Source organism: Sphingomonas plantiphila (genome assembly GCF_046000505.1).
In the GTDB taxonomy this organism is placed as follows: domain Bacteria; phylum Pseudomonadota; class Alphaproteobacteria; order Sphingomonadales; family Sphingomonadaceae; genus Sphingomonas; species Sphingomonas plantiphila.
Window position 1 is genome coordinate 211,018 of the sequence record NZ_JBELQC010000003.1, and the last position, 14,653, is coordinate 225,670.

14 protein-coding genes are annotated in these 14,653 nt (G+C 68.4%); 11 read left to right on the forward strand and 3 right to left on the reverse strand.

The window, feature by feature from the left end; all coding sequences use genetic code 11:
- Position 1: 1 nt before the first annotated feature.
- The 6 genes from ABS767_RS15980 (at position 2) to ABS767_RS16005 (ending at position 6,284) form a co-directional block, all read left to right on the forward strand.
- Entirely contained in the window at positions 2-1,303 is a 1,302-nt protein-coding gene (locus tag ABS767_RS15980) for an ATP-binding protein (RefSeq protein ID WP_408080159.1), read from the forward strand.
- Complete coding sequence (locus ABS767_RS15985; protein WP_408080161.1) at positions 1,300-1,830, forward strand: response regulator transcription factor; 531 nt, start codon at positions 1,300-1,302, stop codon at positions 1,828-1,830. Before ABS767_RS15980 ends, ABS767_RS15985 begins: the two co-directional genes overlap by 4 nt.
- 677 nt (positions 1,831-2,507) lie before the next feature.
- Positions 2,508-3,344 (forward strand): HpcH/HpaI aldolase/citrate lyase family protein, encoded by an 837-nt coding sequence (locus ABS767_RS15990; protein WP_408080163.1) that lies wholly within the window; start codon positions 2,508-2,510, stop codon positions 3,342-3,344.
- On the forward strand, positions 3,341-4,450 hold the full coding sequence (locus ABS767_RS15995; RefSeq protein WP_408080165.1) for an 8-amino-7-oxononanoate synthase: 1,110 nt from the start codon (positions 3,341-3,343) through the stop codon (positions 4,448-4,450). Before ABS767_RS15990 ends, ABS767_RS15995 begins: the two co-directional genes overlap by 4 nt.
- Entirely contained in the window at positions 4,447-5,046 is a 600-nt protein-coding gene (bioD, locus tag ABS767_RS16000; protein ID WP_408080167.1) for a dethiobiotin synthase, read from the forward strand. The genes ABS767_RS15995 and bioD overlap by 4 nt, the downstream gene beginning before the upstream one ends.
- Positions 5,043-6,284, forward strand: coding sequence for an adenosylmethionine--8-amino-7-oxononanoate transaminase (locus ABS767_RS16005; protein ID WP_408080169.1), 1,242 nt, complete (start codon positions 5,043-5,045; stop codon positions 6,282-6,284). The genes bioD and ABS767_RS16005 overlap by 4 nt, the downstream gene beginning before the upstream one ends.
- Here ABS767_RS16005 and ABS767_RS16010 read toward each other — a convergent pair.
- Both ABS767_RS16010 and ABS767_RS16015 read right to left on the reverse strand, forming a co-directional pair.
- Positions 6,281-7,603 carry a methyl-accepting chemotaxis protein gene (locus ABS767_RS16010; RefSeq protein WP_408080171.1) on the reverse strand — a complete coding sequence of 441 codons (1,323 nt, stop codon included), beginning with the start codon at positions 7,601-7,603 and terminating at the stop codon, positions 6,281-6,283. The two genes, ABS767_RS16005 and ABS767_RS16010, sit on opposite strands and share 4 nt — an antisense overlap.
- Positions 7,604-7,694: 91 nt before the next feature.
- Positions 7,695-8,573, reverse strand: coding sequence for a LysR family transcriptional regulator (locus ABS767_RS16015; protein ID WP_408080173.1), 879 nt, complete (start codon positions 8,571-8,573; stop codon positions 7,695-7,697).
- A 92-nt stretch (positions 8,574-8,665) separates the two neighbouring features.
- Here ABS767_RS16015 and ABS767_RS16020 point away from each other — a divergent pair, with 92 nt between their 5' ends.
- The 3 genes from ABS767_RS16020 (at position 8,666) to ABS767_RS16030 (ending at position 12,145) form a co-directional block, all read left to right on the forward strand.
- Positions 8,666-10,168 carry a CoA-acylating methylmalonate-semialdehyde dehydrogenase gene (locus ABS767_RS16020; RefSeq protein ID WP_408080175.1) on the forward strand — a complete coding sequence of 501 codons (1,503 nt, stop codon included), beginning with the start codon at positions 8,666-8,668 and terminating at the stop codon, positions 10,166-10,168.
- Between the two features lie 73 nt (positions 10,169-10,241).
- On the forward strand, positions 10,242-11,222 hold the full coding sequence (locus ABS767_RS16025; RefSeq protein WP_408080177.1) for a polysaccharide deacetylase family protein: 981 nt from the start codon (positions 10,242-10,244) through the stop codon (positions 11,220-11,222).
- Complete coding sequence (locus ABS767_RS16030; protein ID WP_408080179.1) at positions 11,219-12,145, forward strand: polysaccharide deacetylase family protein; 927 nt, start codon at positions 11,219-11,221, stop codon at positions 12,143-12,145. Before ABS767_RS16025 ends, ABS767_RS16030 begins: the two co-directional genes overlap by 4 nt.
- Before the next feature lie 5 nt (positions 12,146-12,150).
- Here the strand turns inward: ABS767_RS16030 and ABS767_RS16035 are convergent, their stop codons facing one another.
- Complete coding sequence (locus ABS767_RS16035; RefSeq protein WP_408080181.1) at positions 12,151-12,348, reverse strand: hypothetical protein; 198 nt, start codon at positions 12,346-12,348, stop codon at positions 12,151-12,153.
- A 79-nt stretch (positions 12,349-12,427) separates the two neighbouring features.
- On the opposite strand from ABS767_RS16035, the gene ABS767_RS16040 reads away from it, so the two are divergent.
- Both ABS767_RS16040 and ABS767_RS16045 read left to right on the forward strand, forming a co-directional pair.
- Entirely contained in the window at positions 12,428-13,573 is a 1,146-nt protein-coding gene (locus ABS767_RS16040; RefSeq protein ID WP_408080743.1) for an acyl-CoA dehydrogenase family protein, read from the forward strand.
- Complete coding sequence (locus ABS767_RS16045; protein ID WP_408080183.1) at positions 13,570-14,637, forward strand: enoyl-CoA hydratase/isomerase family protein; 1,068 nt, start codon at positions 13,570-13,572, stop codon at positions 14,635-14,637. Before ABS767_RS16040 ends, ABS767_RS16045 begins: the two co-directional genes overlap by 4 nt.
- The last annotated feature ends 16 nt before the right edge of the window (positions 14,638-14,653 follow it).

Consider the following 14,653-nt stretch of genomic DNA (forward strand, 5'->3'; position numbering starts at 1 on the left):
CGTGACCCGGCAGATCATCCTGCCGCCCGCCTTTCAACCGGCGGATGCGGGGCGGCGCAACATGCTGCTGCTCACCCAGCTGCGCTGGCTGGCGGTCGGCGGGCAGCTCATGACCGTCGCGGTGGTGCGCTTCGGGCTGGGGATCGAGCTGCCGCTGCTGCAGCTTCTGATGTCCACCGCGACGCTCGCCGCGCTCAACATCGCCAGCCATGTGCTGATCGCCAGCGGCGCGCGCTTCACCGACGGCGCGCTCGCCGGTGCGCTGTTGTTCGACGTGATCGCGCTCACGGTGCAGCTCAGCCTGTCGGGCGGCATCACCAATCCGTTCGCGGCGCTGTTCCTGCTGCATATCGTGCTCGGCGCGGTGCTGCTGCGGCCGCCCTATCCCTGGGGCATCGTCGGCGCGACGCTCATCGCGCTGGGGCTGCTTGCGCTCGATCCGACCCCGCTCGTGCTGCCCGCCGATATGCCGGTCGATCCGGTCCCGCTCTATCTGACCGGCGGCCTCGTCTGCTTCGTCCTGATCGCGGTGCTGCTCGTCATCTTCATCGGCCAGATCAGCCGCAACCTGCGCACCCACGACGCCGCGCTCGCCGCCGTCCGCCAGCGCGCGGCGGAGGAAGATCATATCGTCCGCATGGGCCTGCTCGCCTCGGGCGCCGCGCATGAGCTGGGGACGCCGCTCTCTTTGCTGTCGGTCGCGATCGGCGACTGGCGCGCGATGCCGCGCCTGCGCGACGATAGCGAACTGCAGGAGGAACTGGCCGAGATGGACGGCGCGGTGCGGCGCTGCAAGGCGATCGTCAGCGGCATCCTGATCTCGGCGGGCGAAGCGCGCGGCGTCGCGCCCGAAGTCACCAGCGTGCGCAAATTCCTGACCGGCATCGTCGAGGACTATCGCGCCAGCCTGCTCCCCGGCGCGCTCGATTTCGACGACCGCTTCGGTGCCGACGTCACCATCGTTTCCGATCCCGCGCTGCGCCAGGTGATCGGCAACGTCATCGACAATGCCATTGAGGTGTCACCCGACCGCGTCGCGCTGACCGCCGCGCGTGAGGGACAGGCGCTGGTGCTCGACATCGCCGATCGCGGCCCCGGCTTCGCCCCTGAGATTCTCGAGACCTTCGGCCAGCCCTATCGCTCGACCAAGGGCAAGCCGGGCGGCGGGCTCGGCCTGTTCCTGCTGGTCAACGTGCTGCGCAAGCTGGGCGGGGAGGCGAATGCCGAGAACCGGCTGGACGGCGGTGCGCGTGTGCGGATCGTGCTTCCGCTGGCGGCCCTGGCGATGGAGGGCGCGCGATGAGCGAGCGGCGACTGGTGATCGTCGAGGATGACGAAGCGTTCGCGCGGACCCTGAAACGCTCGTTCGAGCGGCGCGGTTACTCCGTGCTGTGGGCGGCGAACCATGACGAACTGGCGGCGCTGCTCGCCGGGCATCGACCCGATTTCGCGGTGGTCGACCTGAAGCTCGGAGGTGCATCGGGCCTGGCCTGTGTCCAGACGTTGCGCGCGAGCGACGCCGACATGAAGATCGTCGTCCTCACCGGCTTCGCCAGCATCGCGACCGCGGTCGAGGCGATCAAGCTCGGCGCCAATCACTATCTCGCCAAACCGTCGAACACCGACGATATCGAGGCCGCGTTCGCGCGCGTCGACGGCGATGTCGACGCCCCGGTCGACGGCCGCACCTCATCGATCAAGACGGTCGAGTGGGAGCATATCCACCAGACCCTGGTCGAGACCGACTTCAACATCTCCGAAGCCGCGCGGCGGCTGGGCATGCACCGTCGCACGCTCGCGCGGAAGCTGGAGAAGCGGCCGGTGCGGTAGGGGGGAAGCCTATCGACGGCCGCTTTCAGCGAATGGCTGGACGACCTGAATTGGTTGGTTAGCTGCCATTCTGATTTGGGAACCTAAGCGCTAAAAAGTGGTCGTTCATCCAGTCTTGGTAGCCAAGCAGTTCGCCCTCTCTACGCTCCTGCTCGATTCCCCAGGTTAGCGACTTCATAAGCTGAATCATCTCTTCAAACCTCCACTCTTCCCCCGGAAGTGCGAAGAGGATGCGATGCACCGGATAGGCACGCCAATGGTTCGGTGGATCAACGTAGTCTCGCCGAACGATTCTGCCGACAGCTACTTGGCGGTCGAAGCAACGAAGGTACCGCTTCACACACTCAGGGAAGTGACCCTCACGATCCGCGAAGTGCGCTAATGGCTTCTGGTTGGAGAGCATCAAACCCAATTCACGGTTCGTGTGCAAAACATACGGTAGTTCAGCAGCGAACGGGATAGGCATCGCGTGTTTCTACCTCCCTTATGCCGTTCGGCAACGGCGGATATGCGGTGCCAGATCCAGACCACTTGGCGTCCGCAATGGGGTCGTTTGCAGTCAGTCTGCTTTATTCGTCCGGGGCCTAACCATCCTCGCCTTGGCAGGGAAGGATAGATGCCACCCTTGCGGCGCGCGCCTCGCAAAGGCATGGCGCGGCGCGAGAGAGGAAACATCCATGCGCCTGCGCTCCCTGTTGTTCGTCCCCGGCGACCGGCCCGACCGGATGGAAAAGGCGCTGGCGAGCGGCGCCGATGCGCTGATCTTGGACCTCGAGGATTCGGTGACGCCCGAACGCAAGGGCGAGGCGCGCGCGGCTGTCGCGGCCTTTCTGGCGCAGGAACCGACCGCCGTCGCGCGCTGGGTCCGCATCAACCCGCTCGACAGCGGCATGACGCAGGACGACCTCGCCGCCGCGCGCGGGGCCGACGGCATCGTGCTGCCCAAGGCGGCGAGCGGGCAGGACGTCGCCGCGCTCGATGCGATGCTCGCCGGGGCCGCCGCGCACATCCTTCCGATCGCGACCGAGACGCCCGCCGCGATCTTCGGCCTTGGCAGCTATGCCGGCTGCTCGCCGCGCCTCGCCGGGATCACCTGGGGGGCGGAGGACCTGCCCGCCGCGATCGGCGCGCAATCCTCGCGCGAGGCGGACGGGCGCTACACCCCGCCCTATGAGATGATCCGCGGCCTGACCCTGTTCGGCGCGCACGCCGCCGGGGTCGCGCCAATCGAGACCGTCTATCCCGATTTCCGCGATCTCGACGGACTCGCGGCCTATTGCGCCCGCGCGATGCGCGACGGCTTTACCGGGATGATGGCGATCCACCCGGCGCAGGTGCCGGTGATCAACGCCGCCTTCACCCCGTCCGACGCCGCCATCGCGCACGCCCGCGCGGTGGTCGCCGCCTTCACCGCCAATCCCGGCGCGGGCGCGCTGCAGCTCGACGGCAAGATGATCGACGCGCCGCACCTCAAACAGGCGCGCGCGCTGCTCGCCCGCGCGGGAGAGGCATGACGTCGCATTTCCATCGCGAGGACCTGGACCGGCTCGACGCGGCGGGGCGGCTGCGTGCGCTCAGCCCGCGCGCGGGAATCGATTTCGCCTCCAACGACTATCTCGGCCTTGCCAACGATCCGCGCCTGCGTGACGTGGTTGCCGAAGCACTTGCACGCGGCGTCGCGGTCGGTTCGGGCGGCTCGCGGCTTTTGCGCGGCAACGATCCCGAGATCGCCGCGCTGGAGGACGAGGCCGCCGCGCTGTTCGGCGCCGAGGCGTGCCTCTATTTCGCCAACGGCTTCGCCGCCAATGTCGCGCTGCTGTCCACCCTGCCGCAACCCGAAGACCTGATCGTCCATGACGCCATGGCGCATGCCAGCATGCATGACGGTCTGCGCCTCGCCCGCGCGCCGTCGCTCGCCGCCGGGCACAACGACGCTCAGCGCATCGACGACACGATCCGCGGCTGGCGCGCCGAGGGGGGCAGGGGAACGCCGTGGATCGCGGTCGAAACGCTCTATTCGATGGATGGCGACCGCGCGCCGGTGGCGGAGCTGGCCGAGGTCGCGGCGCGGCACGACGCCATGCTGCTGGTCGACGAGGCGCACGCCACCGGCGTGTGGGGACCCAATGGGCGCGGCCTCGCCGAAACGCTCGAAGGCCAGCCCAATGTCATCGCGCTGCACACCTGCGGCAAGGCGCTGGGCTGCCAGGGCGCGCTCGTCACCGCTCCGCGCGTGCTGATCGATTTCCTCATCAACCGCGCGCGTCCCTTCATCTTCTCGACCGCGCCGTCACCCTTGCTCGGCAGCGCCGTCCGCGCCGCGCTGCGCATCGTCACCGACGAGCCCGAACGCCGCACCCGTCTCCACGCTTTGATCGCGCATGCCGAAGCCGCGCTTACCCCGCATGGCGTCACGCCGACCGGGAGCCAGATCATGCCGCTGATCGTCGGCGGGGACGCCGCGACGATGGCCCGCGCCGCTGCGTTGCAGGCACAGGGCTTCGACGTCCGCGGCATCCGCCCGCCGACCGTCGCGCCGGGCACCGCCCGGCTGCGCATCGCGGTCACGCTCAACGTCACCCCCGCCGAGATCGACGCACTGGCGGAGGCGCTGGCATGATCGTCGTCACCGGCACCGATACCGGCATCGGCAAGACCGTCGCCTCCGCCGCACTCGCGCTGCGCCTCGGCGCGAGTTACTGGAAGCCGATTCAGGCGGGCCGTGAGGAGGAAAGCGACCGCGAAGCCGTCGCGCGCCTCGCCGGCGTGCAAACCCATCCCGAAGCCTATTTCCTCGAAACCCCATGCTCGCCGCACCGCGCGGCGGAGATCGACGGCGTCACCATCGAGCCCGCATGCCTCACCCTACCGCCCGGCCGCGTGGTGATCGAAGGGGCAGGGGGCGCGCTCGTCCCGGTCACGCGCGACCTGCTCTACGCCGACCTGTTTGCGCGCTGGGGCCTGCCGGTGGTGGTGGTCGCGCGCACCGCGCTCGGCACGATCAGCCACAGCCTGATGACCGTCGAAGTGTTGCGCGCGCGCGGCGTCACCGTGGCCGGCATCCTGTTCTCGGGCGACGAAGTGACGGACAGCCAGCGCACCATCTGCGACATGGCGGCGGTGCCCGCGCTCGGCCGCCTGCCGATCCTCGATCCGCTCACCCCCGACACGCTGCGCACCGCCGCCGCCGCGCTCGACCTCGGCCCGCTCGCATGACCTCGCCGGTCTGGCATCCGTTCACCCAGCACGGCCTGAACGAGCCGGTGCCGCTGGTGACGCATGCCGAGGGGGCGATCCTCCACACCGCCGATGGCCGCCGCGTGATCGACGCGATCTCGTCCTGGTGGGTGACGACGCACGGCCATTGCCACCCGCGCATCATGGCGGCGATCCGCGACCAGAGCGAACGCCTCGACCAGCTGATCTTCGCCGGCTGGACGCACGAACCCGCCGAGACGCTCGCGCGCGAGCTCACCGCGATCATGCCGCCGCCGCTGACCAAGGTCTTCTTCTCCGACAGCGGATCGACCAGCGTCGAGGTCGCGCTCAAGATGGCGCTCGGCCATTTCGCCAATCGCGGCGAGGATCGTCACCGCATCGTGGTGATGGCGGGCAGCTATCATGGCGACACGATCGGCGGCATGTCGGTCGGCGCGCGCGGCGTGTTCAACAAGAGCTACGCCCCGCTGCTGTTCGACGTCGATGTCATCCCGTTCCCCGAAGCCGGCGCCGAACAGGCGACGCTCGATGCGTTCGAAGCGCTTTGTGCACGGAATCCCGCCGCGCTGATCGTCGAGCCGCTGATCCTCGGCGCGGGCGGCATGCGAATCTATCCGCCGCAGGTGCTGCGCGGCCTGCGCGAGATCTGCGCCGCGCATGGCGTGCTGTTCATCGCCGACGAGGTGATGACCGGCTGGGGCCGCACGGGCACGCTGCTCGCCTGCGAACAGGCGGAGGTGGTCCCCGACCTGCTGTGCCTGTCCAAGGGGCTGACCGGCGGCGCGATCCCGCTCGCGGTCACGCTGGCGACCGAGGAAATCTTCGACAGCCACCGCTCGACCGACCGCGCGCGCATGTTCTTCCACTCGTCGAGCTACACCGCCAACCCGATCGCCTGCGCCGCCGCGGTCGCCAACCTCACCATCTGGCGCGACGAGCCGGTGCGGGAGCGGATCGCCGCCCTTGGCAAACGCCAGACCGAGCTCAGCGCCTCGCTACGCGAAAAAGTCTCGAATCTTCGTCAGATCGGCACGATCGTCGCGATGGAGTTCGATCAGCCGCAGGGCAGCTATCTCTCCACCCTCGGCCCGCAACTGACGGCGTTCTTCCGCGAACGCGACGTGCTGCTGCGCCCGCTCGGCAACACCGTCTATGTCATGCCGCCCTATTGCATCGCCGACGACGATCTCACCCGCATCTACGCCCTGATCGGCGAGGCGGCCGAGCGCTTTTAGGCCGCGCGCAGCTCAGCCAGAAAACCCTGCACCGCGGCGTCCAGCGCCTCCGCCTCGGCGCGAATGCCGCGGGCAAGCCCTCCCATGTCCTGCGCGTTGAGCGACGCCGAGTGCGCACTCCCGCCGATCGCCCCGACATCGTCGGCGATCATCGCGCTCGCGCTCACCGTTTCCTCGACCGTCGTCGCGATCAGTCGGGTCGTCTCGCGCTGCGTCGCCACTGCATCCTCGACCGTGTCGCACAGCCGTGCCATCGCCGCGATCGCGCGCTCGACCTCGCCATGCCCGTCCGCCACCTGCGCGATGCCGGTGCACAGCTCGGCGACTTCCGCGGTGATCCGCCCTGCCGCATGGCCCGCCTGGGTCGCCAGCGCCTTCACCTCGTTCGCCACAACGGTGAAGCCGCGCCCCGCCTCGCCCGCGCGGGCGGCCTCGATCGTCGCGTTGAGCGCGAGCAGGTTCACCTTGCCGGCAATCTCGCCGATCAGCGCGATTACCGTGTCGATCGACTCCGCCGACCGGATCAGCTGACGCATCCGCGCGCCACCCTCGCCGACCAGCCCCACCGCATTCTCCGCCGCCGCCTTGGCGCGTGCCGTATCGTCGTTGATCGCCGCGAATGCCGTGGCCAGCATCCGCCCGCGCTCGGCGATGCCGGTCATGCCGAGGCTGGTCTGCGCCGCCGCCGATGCCACCGCAGCGGCGCGATCGCCGGTGTCGGCGGCGCGCGACGCGGTCGCCCCGGCATTGCCGCCGATCTGCTGCGACAGCGTCGCCAGCGTCCGCGCCAGCACCGCGACCTGCCCCTCGAACCGCGCCGACGCCGCCTCGATCCGCGTCGACCGGCGCAGCTGTGCGCGCGCATGGGCGAGTTCGCGCTCGACCGCCAGGCTGACGATCCGGCGGTTCGCAACCACCGCGAACAGCCGCCCCTGATGCGTCATGATCATGCCCTCCTGCCCGCTCGCGGCGCGATAGGCGTCGAGCACTGCGCCGATCTCCTGATCGACCTCGGTGGTGGGGCACGGGCGGATATGCGCCGCAAGGCCGCTGCCATAGGCCGGGTTGCGCATCAGCGCGTGGCCGAACGGGTTGAGCAGCAGGCGCCGCACGTCCTTTTCGAACAGCGCACCGACGGGGCGATGCCCGGCATCGACCACCGGCAGCAGGCGAAGTTCCATATTGGCTTGGAACATCCCGATCGCGGTGAACAGCGTGTCGGACCGCCGCAGGAAGGGCGGGGTGCGTTCGATCGTCGACAGCCAGTCGCGCGTGCTGGTCGCTTCGGATTTCGGGTCGGGACGCTCGGACAGGAACATGCCGCGGCCCTAGGAGGGGGAGGGTAAATGCGGTGTTAGCCGGGCATGACACTTCAATGACAAATGGCGGTTTTTCGCGGGTTTCGGATGGTTACCCCGCCAATTCCGCGCGATGCCGTGCGACCAGCTCGCCCAGCCAGTCCACAAAGGCAGCGACGGGGGCGAAGTGGCGCGTCTCCTCGTGCGTCACTAGCCAGAAGCTGCGCCGGATCGCGATGTCGGGCAGCACCCGGACCAAATCCGGATCGGCATCTCCGATAAAACAGGGCAGCACCGCGATCCCGGCGCCCTCCGCGGCCATGCGATGCTGCGCATTGATGCTCGAGGAGCGCAACTGCGGCGACGGCGCGCCCGGGATTTCGTCGAGATAGCGCAGCTCGGGCGCATAGAGGATGTCTGGCACATAGCCGATCAACCGATGGTCGCGCAGCTGGTCGGGCGTGGCGAGCCCCGCATGCATCGCGAGATAGCTGCGCGCCGCATAGAGCCGCAGGCCATAGTCGGCGAGCTTGCGCGTCAGCAGCGGCCCCCGCCGCGGGCGGGCGAGAAGCACCGCGACATCGGTCTCGCGCCGCGTCGGATTGAGGAAGCCGCTGCTCGCCACCAGATCGACCGACAGGCCGGGATGGGCCTCCGCCAGCGTACCGAGATGGCGGCTCACGAACCAGGTGCCGAACCCTTCGGACACGCTCGCGCGCACCGTGCCGCGCACCGGCCCGCCGGGATCGCGCTCGCCGATCGCGGCCGCGGCACGCTCCATCGCACGCGCATGGGTCAGCAACCGCTCGCCCGCCGGGGTGAGCGACTGTCCGTCGGCACCCTGTTCGAACAATCGCTCCCCGATCGCCTGTTCGAGGCGACGGAGCCTGCGCCCGGCCGTCGTCGCGTCGATCTGCAGGCTTTGCGCAGCCTTTGCCAACTGCCCCGTCCGCGCGATCGCGAGGAAGATCGGAAGGTCGCTCCAGTCCATTGCCTGCAAATATGCAGCCATGCCCTGCATGTCGATGGGTTGCCCGCATCCGTCGCGCAGGTGCATCACCGTGCGCAAATAGGAGAGGCCCAATGCGCGAGATCACCCATTTCATCGGCGGCGGAGCGACTGCGGGCACCGGCACGCGCCGGTCGGACGTGTTCGATCCCAACAGCGGCAGCGTCCAGGCACAGGTGACGCTCGGCGTGCAGGCCGATCTCGATAAGGCGATGGAAAAGGCGCTCGCGGCACAACCCGGCTGGGCGGCGACCAACCCGCAGCGCCGCGCGCGGGTCATGTTCCGCTTCAAGGAACTGGTCGAGCAGAATATGGACGAGCTGGCGAATCTGCTCAGCTCCGAACATGGCAAGGTCATCGCCGACTCGCGCGGCGACGTGCAGCGCGGGCTCGAGGTGATCGAATTCGCCTGCGGCATCCCGCATGTGCTCAAGGGCGAATATACGCAGGGCGCCGGCCCCGGCATCGACGTCTACTCGATGCGTCAGCCGCTTGGCGTCGTCGCGGGCATCACCCCGTTCAACTTCCCGGCGATGATCCCAATGTGGATGTTCGGCGTCGCGATCGCCTGCGGCAACGCCTTCATCCTCAAGCCCAGCGAGCGCGATCCGAGCGTCCCCGTGCGCCTCGCCGGACTGATGCTCGAAGCCGGCGCGCCCGAGGGCGTGCTGCAGGTCGTGCACGGCGACAAGGAGATGGTCGACGCGATCCTCGACCATCCCGAGATCAAGGCGGTGAGCTTCGTCGGTTCGTCCGACATCGCGCATTATGTCTATCGTCGCGGCGTCGAAGCGGGGAAGCGCGTCCAGGCGATGGGCGGCGCCAAGAACCACGGCATCGTCATGCCCGACGCCGACCTCGATCAGGTAGTCAACGACCTGTCCGGCGCGGCCTTCGGCTCGGCCGGCGAGCGCTGCATGGCGCTGCCGGTCGTCGTGCCGGTCGGCGAAAAGACCGCGACCGCGCTGCGCGAAAAGCTGCTCCCGGCGATCGATGCGCTGCGAGTCGGCGTCTCGACCGACAAGGACGCGCATTACGGCCCGGTGGTTACCGCCGCGCACAAGGCGAAGATCGAAAGCTATATCCAGATGGGCGTCGACGAGGGCGCCGAACTCGTCGTCGACGGCCGCGGCTTCACGCTGCAGGGGCATGAGCAGGGCTTCTTCGTCGGGCCGACTTTGTTCGACCGCGTCACCCCGCAGATGCGCTCCTATCAGGAGGAGATCTTCGGCCCGGTCCTCCAGATGGTCCGCGCCGACAGCTTCGAGGAGGCGGTGCGCCTGCCGAGCGACCACCAGTACGGCAACGGCGTCGCGATCTTCACCCGCAACGGCCATGCCGCGCGCGAATTCGCCGCGCGCGTCAATGTCGGCATGGTCGGCATCAACGTGCCGATCCCGGTGCCGGTCGCCTATCACACCTTCGGCGGCTGGAAGCGCAGCGCGTTCGGCGACACCAACCAGCATGGCATGGAGGGGGTCAAGTTCTTCACCAAGGTGAAGACGGTGACCCAGCGCTGGCCCGATGGCGGGGTCGGCGACGCCGCCAATGCCTTCGTCATTCCCACGATGGGATGATCGATGGTCCGCCGGGTTCGAGAATCGGTTAGCGCCGTGCTAACCATTCCCCCGACTCTGTGGGGGGTGCGGCTTGGTCTGGCTGCTGAGAATGCTGGTGGCGGTCGCGGCGCTCACCTTCATCGCGTGGGCGGCGCCGCTTGCGTTGTCAGCAAGCGAGCCTGAACGCGTGGACAAGCGCATCGCCATCACCTTCGACGATACCCCGCGCGGGGCCGGGGCGTTCCTGACGCTCGACGAGCGCGGGCCAAGGCTGGTCGCCGCGCTCGAGGCGGCAGGCGTGCGTCAGGCGGCGTTCTTCATCAACCCGTGCCGCATGCACGGCGACCGCGACGGCGCGCTGGTCCGCGCCTACGAAACCGCCGGGCACGTCATCGCCGATCACAGCTGTACCCATCCCGGCCTGTCCCGCGTCAGCGCAGAATTTTACCTCGCCGATATCGACCGGTCGCAGGCGTGGTTGCGGACCCGCCCAACCTATCGCCCGTGGTTCCGCTTCCCCTTCCTCGACGAAGGCGGGAGCAACCGCGCCAAGGCGCAGGCGGTGCGCGACGGCCTCGCCGCGCGCGGGCTCAGCAACGGCTATGTCACCGCCGACGGCTATGACTGGAACATGGAGCGGCTGACCATCGCGGCGAGGCGCGCCGGGCGCACCATCGACATGGTGCGGCTGCGCGACCTTTATGTCGAAACGCATGTCGGCGCCGCCGAGTTCGCCGACAGCCTTGCCGTCCGCGCGACCGGTCGCCACCCGGCACAGGTGCTGCTCCTCCATGAGACCGACCTCGCCGCACTCTTCCTGCCTGACATGGTCGCCGGGCTGCGCAAGGCGGGCTGGACCATCGTCACGGCGGACGAGGCGTTCGACGACCCCATCGCGCGCCGCACGCCCGACGTCGCCTTCGCCAACGGTACCCGCATCCAGATGCTCGCCTGGGAGAAGGGGCTTCAGGGCTCGCGCTGGTACGATCGCACCGACGGCCCCACCGCCGACCGCCTGTTCGAAGCGCGCGTGATGCGTCCCCCCGTCGCCACCGGAGCCGCCGCGCAATGAAGCTGGTCACCGCCCTCATCGCCTGCCTGCTGCTCGCGCTTCCCGCGACCGCGCAAAAGCGGATCGCGCTCAGCTTCGACGACGCCCCGCGCGGCGCGGGCGCATTCCTCGATCCCGACACCCGCGCGAAAAAGCTCACCGCCGCGCTGCGCAAGGCCGGGGTGAAGCAGGCGGTGTTCTTCGTGAACCCCGGCAATATCGGCCAGCCCGGCCATGGCGACGGCCTCGCCAATCTCGATCGCTATGTGAAGGCGGGCCATGTCCTCGCTAATCACGGCTGGTCGCACCTCAAGCTCGGCAGCACCGATGCCGACACCTATCTCGCCGATCTCGACCGCGCCGAAGCCTGGCTCAAGCCGCGTCCCGCCTACCGCCCCTGGTTCCGCTTCCCGTTTCTCGACGAGGGCGGCAAGGACAAGGTCAAGCGCGACGCGATCCGCGCCGGGCTCAAGGCGCGCGGCCTCACCAACGGCTATGTCACCGCGGAATCGTCGGACTGGAATATCGAGGCCCTGGCGATCGCCGCGAAACAGGCGGGCAAGCGGATCGACATGAAAGCGCTGCGCGACCTCTATGTCGAAAGCCATGTCGAAGCGGCGGAATTCTACGACGCGCTTGCGATCAAGACGCTAGGCCGCTCGCCTGCCCACGTCATGCTGCTGCACGAAACCGACATCGCCGCTTTATTCATCGGCGATCTGGTCAAGGCGTTGAAGGCCAGGGGCTGGACCATCGTCACCGCGGACGAGGCCTATGCCGACCCGCTCCGCGACTCCGCCCCCGACACGCCGCACGCGCAGGGCACGCTGATCGAGGCGCTGGCCTGGGAAATGGGCCTGCCCGCCCCACGCTGGTACGACCGCAACGACCTGCGCATCGCCAACCCGCTGTTCGCGAAGCGGGTGCTGGGGGAGGGGGAGTGAGCGCGCTACATCGGCTCCTGCCGCCCGATCAGCGTGTCTTCGACCACGCGCTGCTGCGGCGATCCGTAGCGCGGTTTCTGGTCGCGAACGGTGCAGGCGGCGCTGTCCTCGCACACGCCCACCGCAATGGTGTTGAGCCCTTCGGCGGAGGTGCATGCGGCGGCGAGCAGCAACGGCGCGGCGAGCAACAGACGAAGTTTCATGGGACGGCCCCCTAGTGATGCCATCCGGATCGCACGCCTTCACCCGGCGTTCCTCCGACAGGATCAGACAGAGAGAATGATGGACCAGCAATTCGACCTTACCGAAGACCAGCGCGCGATCCAGGAGATGGCGCAGCGCTTCACCGCCGACGCGATCACCCCGCACGCGGCGGAGTGGGACGAGAAGCACATCTTCCCGCGTGAGACGGTGAAGGCCGCCGCCGAACTCGGCTTCGGCGCGATCTATGTCAGCGAGGAGAGCGGCGGGATCGGCCTCGGCCGCCTCGAATCCGCACTGATCATGGAGGCGATGGCCTATGGCTGCCCCGCGACCAGCGCATTCATCTCGATCCACAACATGGCCGCCTGGATGATCGACCGCTTCGGGTCGGCGGCGGTGAAGGACAAATATCTCCCCCGCCTCGTCACCGCCGACTGGCTGGCGAGCTATTGCCTCACCGAACCCTCCTCCGGCTCCGACGCCGCCGCGCTCAAGACGACGGCGAAGCGCGACGGAGACGACTATATCGTCAACGGATCGAAGCAGTTCATCTCCGGCGCGGGCGAGAATGAGCTCTATGTCACCATGGTCCGCACCGGCGTCGACGGCCCCAAGGGCATCTCCTGCCTCGCGATCGAAAAGGACATGCCGGGCGTCAGCTTCGGCGCGAACGAGCGCAAGCTCGGCTGGCACGCCCAGCCGACGCGTCAGGTGATGTTCGACAATGTCCGCGTCCCCGCCGGAAACCTGATCGGCGGCGAGGGCGAGGGGTTCCGCATCGCGATGATGGGCCTCGACGGCGGTCGCCTCAACATCGGCGCCTGCTCGCTGGGCGGTGCGCAGCGCTGCCTCGACGAGGCAATTGTCTATACAAAAGGCCGTAAGCAGTTCGGCAGCGCCGTCGCCGACTTCCAGAACACCCAGTTCACCCTCGCCGACATGGCGACCGAGCTCGAGGCGGCACGCGCGCTGCTCTACCTCGCCGCGGCGAAGGTCACCGCCAACGCGCCCGACAAGACCAAATTCGCGGCAATGGCCAAGCGCTTCGCCACCGACACCGGCTCGTCGGTGGTCGACCGCGCGCTCCAGCTCCATGGCGGCTACGGCTATCTCATGGATTACCCGATCGAACGCTTCTGGCGCGATCTGCGGGTGCATTCGATCCTCGAAGGCACCAATCAGGTCATGCGAATGATCGTGGGACGGGAGCTGACGCGCCAATGAATGATGTTCTGATTTCGACCGAGGGCAAGGTCGGCCGTATCCGGCTCAACCGGCCCAAGGCGATCCACGCGCTCACGACCGCGATGTGCGTCGCGATCCTCGAGGCGCTGGCCGCGTGGCGCGAGGATACGACGGTCGAGGCGGTGATGATCGACCATGCCGCCTCGCCGGATGGCGACCCCAAATACTCGCGCGGCTTCTGTGCCGGCGGCGACATCCGCATGCTTGCGCAGAGCGGCGCCGACGATGGCGCGGCGGCACGCGACTTCTTCCGCGCCGAATATCGGATGAACCACGCGCTGTTCACCTTCGTGAAGCCGATCGTCGCCTTCATGGACGGGATCACGATGGGCGGCGGCGTCGGCATCAGCCAGCCCGCGCGCTACCGCGTCGCGACCGAGAATACGAAGTTCGCGATGCCCGAAACCGGCATCGGCCTGTTCCCCGACGTCGGCGGTGGCTGGTATCTTTCGCGCCTGCCCGGGCGCATCGGCCAGTATCTCGCGGTCACCGGCCAGCGGATCGACGGCGCAGAGTGCCTCGCGCTCGGCCTCGCCAGCCACTATCTTCCTTCCGAAGCATTGGACGAGGCCAAGGCGCGCATCCTCGCCGATCCGCAGGCGATCGACGCGGTGCTCGACGAGCTGTCGGTCCCGGCACCCGACGCGAAGATCGAGGCACACCGCACCGACATCGACCGCCTGTTCGCCTCCGACACGCTCGAGGATATCCTCGCCGCGCTCGCCAGCGACGGCGGCGAGTGGGCCGCGCGACAACTGATGACGCTGGGCGGCAAGTCGCCGCAATCGATGAAGGTCAGCCTCAAGCTGCTGCTCGACGGCGCGACCATGCCGACCTTCGAGGACGAGATGCGCCAGGAGTTCGCGGTCGCGTGCCGCGTCGTCCAGCGCCACGACTTCATCGAAGGCGTGCGCGCGCTGATTGTCGACAAGGACAATGCGCCGCGCTGGAACCCCGCGACGCCCGACGGCGTGAGCGACCACCTGATCGACCAGATCTTCGCGCCATTGCCTGCCGATCAGGCATGGACGCCGCAACAATGACCGTCACCCCAGCGAA

Coding starts and splice junctions, on each gene's coding strand:
- ABS767_RS16035 (WP_408080181.1), bottom strand. CDS start 12,348: ATGAAACTTCGTCTGTTGCTCGCCGCGCCGTTGCTGCTCGCCGCCGCA.
- ABS767_RS16040 (WP_408080743.1), top strand. CDS start 12,428: ATGGACCAGCAATTCGACCTTACCGAAGACCAGCGCGCGATCCAGGAG.
- ABS767_RS15990 (WP_408080163.1), top strand. CDS start 2,508: ATGCGCCTGCGCTCCCTGTTGTTCGTCCCCGGCGACCGGCCCGACCGG.
- ABS767_RS16020 (WP_408080175.1), top strand. CDS start 8,666: ATGCGCGAGATCACCCATTTCATCGGCGGCGGAGCGACTGCGGGCACC.
- ABS767_RS16030 (WP_408080179.1), top strand. CDS start 11,219: ATGAAGCTGGTCACCGCCCTCATCGCCTGCCTGCTGCTCGCGCTTCCC.
- ABS767_RS15985 (WP_408080161.1), top strand. CDS start 1,300: ATGAGCGAGCGGCGACTGGTGATCGTCGAGGATGACGAAGCGTTCGCG.
- ABS767_RS16005 (WP_408080169.1), top strand. CDS start 5,043: ATGACCTCGCCGGTCTGGCATCCGTTCACCCAGCACGGCCTGAACGAG.
- bioD (WP_408080167.1), top strand. CDS start 4,447: ATGATCGTCGTCACCGGCACCGATACCGGCATCGGCAAGACCGTCGCC.
- ABS767_RS15995 (WP_408080165.1), top strand. CDS start 3,341: ATGACGTCGCATTTCCATCGCGAGGACCTGGACCGGCTCGACGCGGCG.
- ABS767_RS16010 (WP_408080171.1), bottom strand. CDS start 7,603: ATGTTCCTGTCCGAGCGTCCCGACCCGAAATCCGAAGCGACCAGCACG.
- ABS767_RS16015 (WP_408080173.1), bottom strand. CDS start 8,573: ATGGACTGGAGCGACCTTCCGATCTTCCTCGCGATCGCGCGGACGGGG.
- ABS767_RS16045 (WP_408080183.1), top strand. CDS start 13,570: ATGAATGATGTTCTGATTTCGACCGAGGGCAAGGTCGGCCGTATCCGG.